The sequence below is a fragment of the Streptomyces silvae genome, assembly GCF_016745505.1.
GTDB classification, from domain to species: Bacteria; Actinomycetota; Actinomycetes; order Streptomycetales; family Streptomycetaceae; genus Streptomyces; species Streptomyces silvae.
In genome coordinates this window covers 1-8,705 of sequence record NZ_JAERUC010000067.1, presented here as the reverse complement: position 1 = coordinate 8,705, position 8,705 = coordinate 1, and the positions used below count along the sequence as shown (strand labels likewise).

The 8,705-nt window shown below is 73.3% G+C and carries 8 protein-coding genes; 7 read left to right on the top strand and 1 reads right to left on the bottom strand.

Annotated features, from left to right (window positions below):
- Together JKV81_RS08710 and JKV81_RS08705 are read left to right on the top strand one after the other, a co-directional pair.
- Window positions 1-428 (top strand): oligopeptide/dipeptide ABC transporter ATP-binding protein (locus tag JKV81_RS08710; protein ID WP_202075323.1); only part of this gene is annotated, 428 nt, incomplete at its 5' end.
- 203 nt (window positions 429-631) lie between these two features.
- A complete protein-coding gene (locus tag JKV81_RS08705; protein WP_202075322.1) occupies window positions 632-1,753 on the top strand; it encodes a hypothetical protein in 1,122 nt (373 codons plus the stop codon).
- A gap of 9 nt (window positions 1,754-1,762) precedes the next feature.
- Here the strand turns inward: JKV81_RS08705 and JKV81_RS08700 are convergent, their stop codons facing one another.
- Window positions 1,763-3,889, bottom strand: coding sequence for an alpha/beta fold hydrolase (locus tag JKV81_RS08700; protein WP_129265304.1), 2,127 nt, complete (start codon window positions 3,887-3,889; stop codon window positions 1,763-1,765).
- A gap of 166 nt (window positions 3,890-4,055) precedes the next feature.
- Here JKV81_RS08700 and JKV81_RS08695 point away from each other — a divergent pair, with 166 nt between their 5' ends.
- From JKV81_RS08695 to JKV81_RS08675, 5 genes are all read left to right on the top strand, one after another.
- Complete coding sequence (locus JKV81_RS08695) at window positions 4,056-4,250, top strand: hypothetical protein (protein WP_014154257.1); 195 nt, start codon at window positions 4,056-4,058, stop codon at window positions 4,248-4,250.
- A 76-nt stretch (window positions 4,251-4,326) separates the two neighbouring features.
- Complete coding sequence (mshB, locus tag JKV81_RS08690; RefSeq protein WP_202075321.1) at window positions 4,327-5,241, top strand: N-acetyl-1-D-myo-inositol-2-amino-2-deoxy-alpha-D-glucopyranoside deacetylase; 915 nt, start codon at window positions 4,327-4,329, stop codon at window positions 5,239-5,241.
- Window positions 5,238-5,699 (top strand): DUF6113 family protein, encoded by a 462-nt coding sequence (locus JKV81_RS08685; RefSeq protein ID WP_129265306.1) that lies wholly within the window; start codon window positions 5,238-5,240, stop codon window positions 5,697-5,699. Before mshB ends, JKV81_RS08685 begins: the two co-directional genes overlap by 4 nt.
- A 175-nt stretch (window positions 5,700-5,874) precedes the next feature.
- A complete protein-coding gene (locus tag JKV81_RS08680) occupies window positions 5,875-7,977 on the top strand; it encodes a peptidoglycan binding domain-containing protein (RefSeq protein WP_202075320.1) in 2,103 nt (700 codons plus the stop codon).
- Window positions 7,978-8,068: 91 nt separating this feature from the next.
- Window positions 8,069-8,506 carry a VOC family protein gene (locus tag JKV81_RS08675; RefSeq protein ID WP_129265308.1) on the top strand — a complete coding sequence of 146 codons (438 nt, stop codon included), beginning with the start codon at window positions 8,069-8,071 and terminating at the stop codon, window positions 8,504-8,506.
- The last annotated feature ends 199 nt before the right edge of the window (window positions 8,507-8,705 follow it).

Sequence of the window (8,705 nt, the reverse complement as noted above, 5' to 3'; positions counted from 1 at the left end):
ACCTGTCGATCGTCCGGCACATCTCGGACCGGGTCGGCGTGATGTACCTGGGGCGGATCGTCGAGATCGGCACGGACGAGGAGATCTACGACCACCCGACGCACCCGTACACCCAGGCGCTCCTGTCGGCCGTCCCGGTGCCCGACCCGACGGCCCGTGACCACCGTGAGCGGATCATCCTGCACGGTGACGTGCCCTCCCCGGCGAACATCCCCTCCGGCTGCCGCTTCCGCACCCGGTGCTGGAAGGCGCAGGAGCGGTGCGAGCTGGAGGTGCCGCTGCTGGCGGTGCCCGCGGTCTTCCGGGACACGGAGACACCGGCCCGGCACGACTCGGCGTGCCACTTCGCCGAGGAGAAGCAGGTGGTCCCGCCGGAGGTCCTGCGTGACCAGCCGCAGGAGACGTCCGAGGATGACAAAGAAGGATAAATGAGCCTCATGACCGTTAACACAGAGGCAACTTGACCGTCGTCACACCGATATACGGACGTCCCACCATGGACAACGTACGGCCGTGCGGGTGCCGTGAACCGGCCGGGGCGTTCATCACGTCGCCCCGGCCGGCTGCACGTTCCCGCCCCGCCCCACAGGTCCCCTTGTCCATCGGCGGACCGCGGTGGAGTATCGCCGGTGTGATACTCACACGGGGAGCCAGAATCACCGGAGCGGTGCTGTGCGCCGTGCTCGCGGCCCTGGTCGCGGCCTGGATCGTGCGGGACCTGCGGGCCGTCGGCGATCCGCTGGACCTGGTGCGCTACTGGGCCGGCTACACGGACGGATGGCCGAAGGCGCTGCCCGCCACCCTCCAGGCCGACCCCGTCCTGCTCGTGGTGTACGTCCTCGCCCTGACCGCCGCGCTGCGCTCCTCCGTCGCGGCCTCCACGCTGGTCACCACCGGACTGGTCACGCTCGTGCTGCGGCTGCCGGGCGTCTGGACCACCGGCTCGTCCTGGATGGACGGGCGGTTCGACGACGAACTGCGCACCCGCGCGCTCATCGGCACCTTCGTCGCGCTGGCCGCCGCCCTCGCGCTCGTCGTCACCGGGGCCGCCGGCCGCAGGCAACCCGCCGACTCCTACGAGCCGCTGCCCACCCGGCCCGGCCGGGGGGCCGGGGTCACGGCCTTCCTGGCGCTGGGCACCTCGGGGGCCGTCCTGATCGCCTGGGAGATCCGCCAGCTCTTCACCCTGCCCGACGCGGTCTACCCCGCCTGGTACATCGGCGGCAAGGGCCTCACGCTCGGGCTCACCGCCGCCCCGCCGGGCTGGAGCAGTGTGGCGCTCGGGGTGATCTGCCTGGTGACGGCGTGGACCGCGCTCTTCCGGGCCGTCCACGCCCGTCCGCTCGGCATGATCGCCGCCGGATTCCTGCTGGTCTCCGGCGGCTGCGGGATCGCCCGGCTCGTCCACAACTCCTGGCTGGAACACTTCGGTGAGGCGCCGACCGAGCAACAGCTGGTCATGCTCACCCCGTTCCTCCTCGCCGTGTCCGGAGCGGCGGCCCTGCTCGTCCTGGCCCGCCGGGGCTTCGAGGTCACCGACGGGCAGAACCAGGGGTACGGAGGCTACGACTACCCGCAGACCGGGGAACCGGCCTTCGGCCACCAGCAGACCGGCCCCGCCGGTTACGGCTATCCACAGCCCGGCGCACCCGGTTACGGCTACCCGCAGAGCGGCGGCGGCGGATACGGCTATCCGCAGAGCGGCGGGTCCGGGTCCCCGCCGCCGCCCGCCTCCCCGCCGCCCGGCTGGTGACGGCCGCGGTCAGGACCGGGTCAGTCCCAGGGACCGCCTGAGGAAGTCCACCTGGAGCAGCAGGAGATTCTCGGCCACCTGCTCCTGCGGGGTCATGTGCGTCACCCCGCTCAGCGGCAGCACCTCGTGCGGGCGTCCGGCGGACAGCAGCGCGGAGGAGAGCCGCAGCGCGTGGGCGACCACCACGTTGTCGTCGGCCAGACCGTGGACGATCATCATCGGCCGCACCTCGTCGGCCGGCTCGGACAGCCCCTCGTCGGTCACCAGCGAGTTGCGGGCGTACACCTCGGCCTGGGCGGCCGGATCGCCGAGATAGCGCTCGGTGTAGTGGGTGTCGTACAGCCGCCAGTCCGCCACCGGCGCGCCCACGACGGCCGCGTGGAAGACATCGGGGCGCCGCAGCACCGCGAGGGCCGAGAGATAGCCGCCGTACGACCAGCCGCGGATCGCCACCTTCGAGAGATCGAGCGGGAAACGCCCGGCCAGGGAGTGCAGCGCCTCGACCTGGTCGTCGAGGGTGAGGGTCAGATCGTCCCGTACCGCCTTCTCCCAGCCGGGCGAACGGCCCGGTGCGCCCCGGCCGTCCGCGACGATCACGGCGAAACCGTGGTCCGCGAACCACTGGGACGTGAGGTGCGGATTGTGGGCGGCCACCACGCGGCGGCCGTGCGGGCCGCCGTACGGGTCCATGAGGACGGGAAGCGGGCCGTCCGATTCCTTGTACCCGGTGGGGAGCAGCACGGCGCACGGGATGCGCCGTGCGCCCCCCTCGGTCAGATGGACCTTCGCGGTCAGCACCGGCTCCTGGGCGAGATTCGCCACCTCGGCGATCCGCTTGCCGTCACGCAGCACCCGTACGGACGTTCCCGGCTGCTCCGGGGACGCCGAGACCAGCACGGTCACGCCGCCCGCGCGCACCGCGGAGTGGACCCCGACGCCCTCGCTGACGCGCTCCACGCCCAGCTCGTTGACCCGGTAGACATGGCTCTGCCCCGTCTCCGGGTCCGCCGCGTCCTCGCCCGCGGTGGCCTGCACCAGGATGTCCGACTCCCCGATGTCCAGCACCGCCTGGACGTGCAGCTGGCCGCCGGTCAGCAGCCGGTCGCCGACCGAGAGCACCCGCGCGCCCCCCTCGTCGGCGATCCGCACGAGCCGGCCGTCGGGCGCCCAGGCCGGCACCCCGGCGAACAGATCGAGCCAGACGGCGTCCTCGTCGACATGCACCGTGCGGGTCGCGCCGGTCTCCGTGTCGACGGCCAGATACACCTGGCTGCGCTGGTCACGGGCCTGCACCAGGAGCAGCGGCGCACCGTGCGAGGACCAGTGCACCCGGGCGAGGTAGGGGAAGCGTGACCGGTCCCAGACAACCTCGGTGCGGGATCCGTCCAGGTCCGTGACGAAGAGCCGCACCTCGGCGTTGGGCGTCCCCGCCGCCGGATAGCCGACCTCGGCGGGCTTGCTCCCGGGGTGCGCGGGATCGGCGATCCACCACCGCTGTACGGCGCTGTCGTCGACGCGGGCGACCAGTAGGCGGTCCGACTCCGGCGACCACCAGAAACCGCGGTAGCGGCCGATCTCCTCGGCCGCGACGAACTCCGCCAGACCGTACGAGACATGGTCGTCCTCCGGCTCCGCGACCGCCCGGTCGCCGTCGCCCTCCGCCCCCACCACGCGCAGCGCGCCCCGGGCCACGTAGGCGATGTGCCGGCCGTCGGGGGAGGGGCGGGGGTCGATCACCGGGCCGGGCACCGGCAGGGCGCGCGCCGTGCCCGCCCTCAACTCGGCGACGTACGCCTTGCCGGAGAGCGCGAAGGCCGCCAACTCGGCCGCGTCGTCCACCGCGTAGCCCACGATGCCCGCCGAACCCTCCCTGGTCCGCTCGCGCCTGGCCCGCTCCTGCGGGGACAGCTTCTCCGCCGAACCGCCCAGCAGGGCGTCGGGATCGGCCGCGACCCGCTCCTCGCCCGTCGCGGTGTCGAGCACATGGAGCCGGTTCGTCCGGTCCGTACCCGAGGACGAGCGGAGGAACAGCACCCTCGTCCCATCCGGTGAGACGGTGAAGGCCCGGGGTGCGCCGAGAGTGAACCGCTGGGTCCGGGCGTGCTGGCGGGGAAAGGTCAACTTCTGCGAGGTCATGGCCCCGAACCTAGCTCCCGGCGGGCGGTCCGTGCGCCCCTCGTGCTGCTGTGCCCCGATCAATGCGTCGGCACGGATAGTTATGATCCGTAGCGCTCGGTGGGTATGAACCTGCTGGCTCCATGTGTGCTGCCTGTCCCGACCGTACTGATGGAGGTGAACCGCCGTGGCACTCTCGATTTCGGCGGTGGTGCTGCTGGCGATCGTCGTCTTCCTGCTGATCCGGAAATCCGGACTGAAGGGCGGACACGCGGTGGTCTGCATGTTGCTCGGGTTCTACCTCGCGAGCTCGTCGATCGCCCCGACCATCTCGGAGGTGACGTCGAACGTGGCAGGCATGATCGGGGGCATCAAGTTCTGACGGCCGCCCCCGGCCGGGCGCCCCGGGCTCCGTGGGGCGTTCGGCCGGTGGGGCGGCGTGCTCGTAGGGTGGTCCCATGAAGGACCTCCCCGCCCGCCGTCTGCTCCTCGTGCACGCGCACCCCGACGACGAGTCGATCAACAACGGCGCCACCATGGCCAGGTACGCGGCCGAGGGCGCCCACGTCGCCCTGGTGACGTGCACGCTCGGCGAGGAGGGCGAGGTCATCCCGCCGGACCTCGCACATCTCGCCGCCGACCGTGACGGGGGCCTCGGCGACCACCGCATCGGTGAACTCGCCGCCGCGATGCGGGAGCTCGGGGTCACCGACCACCGGTTCCTGGGCGGCCCCGGCCGGTTCCGCGACTCCGGGATGATGGGCACCGAGCAGAACCACCGGCCCGGCGCCTTCTGGGCCGCCGGCCTCGACGAGGCCGCCGGCCACCTCGTACGGGTGATCCGCTCGCTGCGCCCCCAGGTCCTCATCACGTACGACCCCGACGGCGGCTACGGCCACCCCGACCACATCCAGGCGCACCGCGTCGCGATGCGCGGCGCGGACCTGGCCGCCGATCCCGCGTACGGCCCGGACGCCGGAGCCCCGCACACCGTCGCGAAGATCTACTGGAACCGGGTGCCCCGCTCCGTGGCCGAGGAGGCCTTCGCGCGGCTGCGGAGGGACGCCCCGGACGCCTTCCCCGGGATCGCCGAGATCGACGACGTACCCGGTGTCGTGGACGACGCGCTGATCACGGCGGAGATCGACGGCTCCGCCCACGCCGGGGCGAAGACCGCCGCGATGCGGGCGCACGCCACCCAGATCGCCGTGGACGGCCCCTTCTTCGCTCTTTCGAACGACCTGGGGCAGCCCGTCCTCACCACCGAGTACTACGAGTTGGCGCGGGGCGTCCCGGGCGGGGACGGCACCCGGGAGCACGACCTCTTCGCGGGCGTGCCGGACGAGGACCTCGCACCGGGAGCACAGGCATGAGCAGCAGCAAGAGGCAGCGCGCCGCCTCGCAGGCGCCCCGCACCAACGCCCCGCCGAGGAGCCCCGAGCCCACGGGCCTCGCCGCGCGGCCCAACCCCGCGCGGATCCCCGTGTACGTGGGCCTGGCGGTGCTGGGCGCGGCCGTCGGGCTCGCGGGCACGCTCGTCCAGGCGGCCCTGTTCCCGGGCGGGTTGCTGCTCGCGCTCGCCGCGTCTGCGGGCCTGTTCTACGGCGGCCGGGTGCTGACCGGGACCCAGCTCGGCGCGCTGGTGCCCGCGGTGGGCTGGTTCATCGCCGTCGTCGTCCTGCTGGGCGGGCGCCCCGAGGGCGACTACGTCTTCGGACAGGAGCTCGGCCTGGCACTCTTCATGCTCGGAGGGATGGCGGTCGCTGTGATCTGTGCCACGATGTCGCGGCTGCCGTATCCGGCCAACGACACCGGCCGAACCGGCACGTGATGTGGTATGTCCGCTCCCGGATTGCCCCTCCGCGCGGTGCCGGGTGCATCCTTGTTCCCCCCGGGCCCGGAGAGTCTTACGGTGGCGGCCAGTATGGTGGTGCGCGCGCCGAGCCGTCCCCTGGCCTGCGGCATGGGGGAAGTACGGGCGGCGGAGCCAATCGGGAGAACCTGCTTTGAGTCGTGAAACTGACAGTTCGTCGTCCGGGCCCCAGGGGCGCGGAGGAGCCGCGTACCCGTCGGGTACGCCGCCGTACGGATCACGCCAGTATCCGTCGCTGCACCCGTCCCAGGACGGGTCGGAGGAGACTCCGGAGCCTGCGGATCCGCCTCAGCCCGAGGAGCCCAGAACAGAGACGACGCTGACGACGCGCATCCGGATCAACATCCCGGGCTCGCGTCCGATCCCGCCCGTCGTCATGCGTACGCCGATGAGCGACACGGACCCGACGGGCGGCCGTCCGGACCCCGAGCGCACCGGCAGCACCCCGAGGCCCGGCGCGTCCGCGCCGTCGCCCGGTGGTGCGGGTGCGCCGGGCCCCGGCCCGGACGCGCGTGACCGTGACGGCGCCCAGGGGGCCGACGCCCCCGCCGAGAAGCCGGCCAGGGAGAAGAGCGGCAGCGACTGGTTCGCGCCGCGCAAGGCCCCGGCACCCGCGCCCGGTGCGGGAGCGGCTCCCGCCGCCTCGGCCGCGGGCGCGCCCGGCCCCGGTCAGGGACCTGGTCCCGGTCAGGGCCCCGGCCCCGGCTCGGGCCCCGGCGGATCCGGTCCCTCCGGCCCGAACCCGCCCCGCCCGGAGTCCCCGTACTTCTCGGACGGCCCGCAGCAGCCCGGCGACCGGGGCGGCGCCTCCCGTCCCGGCCGCAGCGCTCTCGACGACCTCGACGCCGGTCCGCGGCCCACGCCGAACGCCGGTGTCCGGCCGCCGGGCGGTCCGGGTCCCTCCGGACCCACCACGGGCCCGGCCACCGGCAGTTCGTCGCTGACACCGAACCTGGACCGTCTTCCCGGCGGACCCGGCCCGGCCGGCCCCGGCGGCCCGTCCGGCCCCCGGCCCGGCGGCCCCGGCGGCGTACCCCCGCGGATGTCGGACGACACCGCGATCCTGACGCCGCAGGCGCCCGCGCCCGGCCCCGGGTCCGGCGCGGGAAATGTCTCCGGTGACACGCTCACCAGCGGCATCCCCGTGATCCCCGGTGAGCCCCGCGCGGCGTTCCCGGGCGGACCCGGCGGTACGCGGCCCCCCGAGGGCCCCCTGGGCGGCGGTCCCGCGGACCCGGGTGCCCCCGCCCCCGCCCCCCGGCCCGCCCCGAAGGCCGCGCCCGCCAAGAAGGGACGCTCCAAGCTCGTCCTCCTGGGCGTGGGCGTCGTCGTGCTGTTCGGCGTGGCCTACGGCGCCGGCCTGCTGATGAACCACTCCGAGGTCCCCAAGGGCACCACCGTGCTCGGCGTCGACATCGGCGGCGGCTCGAAGGAGGAGGCGGTCACCAAGCTGGAGGCCGCCCTCGGCAAGCGCGCCCGGACGCCTCTGCGGCTGTCCGTGGAGGGCAAGGAGGAGAAGCTCGCCCCCGACAAGGCCGGGCTCACCCTGGACAGCCAGGAGACCGTGCGCGAGGCCGCCGGCAGCGACTACAACCCGGTCTCGGTGATCGGCTCCCTGTTCGGCGGGGCGCGCCCCGCCGACCCGGTGATCCCGGTCGACGAGGAGAAGCTCGGGGTCGCGCTGACCGACCTGGCGGGCGTCTCCGGCTCCGCCAACGACGGCACGATCAAGTTCGAGCCGAACAAGGCCGTGGCCGTCCCCGGCAGGTCGGGGAAGTCGCTGGACGTCAACCGGTCGATGATCTCCGTCCGCGACGCCTACCGCGCCCAGGTCCAGACCGGTGACCCGGCCGTCGTCGAACTGCCGGTGGCCGCCACGGAACCCACCATCACCAAGGCCGAACTGGACCGGGCGATGAAGGAGTTCGCCGAACCGGCGATGTCCGGCCTGGTCACCATCAAGGCCGGGCCCAAGCAGATCGACTTCGGTCCCGCGCGGTCCCTGCCGCAGATCCTGTCCATGAAGCCGGTCGACGGCAAGCTGGTCCCCGTCTACGACAGGGCGGCGATCGACAAGCTGCTGGACGGTGTCTTCGACGGCATCATGATCACCAAGGGTGACGGGAAGAAGCACCAGGTCAGTGCGACCGACGTGGCCCAGGCCATGCAGGGCGCGCTGCTCGGCAAGACCCCTGCCGAGCGCACCGTCGCGATCAACCTGAACGGCGAGGGCTGACCGGCCCGCGCCACGCCCGTACGACCGCCCCCGCCCGGACCTCCGGGTGGGGGCGGCGTCGTACCGCCCCTGCTCACGGAGGAGACGGATCATGTCCACCCGGTGGAGTCTGACGATCGACTGCGCGCACCCCAAGGCGCTGGCCGCCTTCTGGGCCCTGGCGCTCGGGTACGTGGAGAAGCCGCCGCCCGCCGGGTTCGGCAGCTGGGAGGAGTGGTTCGTCCACCACGACGTCCCGGAGGCGGAGTGGGACGACGGTGCCTATCTGTCCGATCCGGACGGTTCCGGCCCGGCCCTGTCCTTCCTGAAGGTCCCCGAGCCGAAGACGGCCAAGAACCGGATGCACCTCGATGTGCAGGCCGGCGGCGGGCGCGAGACCCCGTGGGAGGTCAGGTGGCCGCGGGTGACCGGGGCGGTGGAGCGGCTGACCGCCGCGGGCGGCACGGTGATCCAGGTGCACGAGTTCCACGGCCGGCCCGACCATGTCGAGATGGCCGACCCGGAGGGCCATGAGTTCTGCGTGCTCTGAACGGCACGCACGCACGGGACAGGGCCCGGCCGCCGGTGCGGCCGGGCCCTGTCTCCCCCCGGTCCATGGGAATGACCCACCCGGGAGGCCGAGGCCTTACGGGAAGGACACGACCTGGGACGGGATGGTGTCCGTACCGGATGTGGGGGATCCGGTGTCGTTGATGACGTGGTCGTACTGTCCCTGGCCGCCGAGCGAG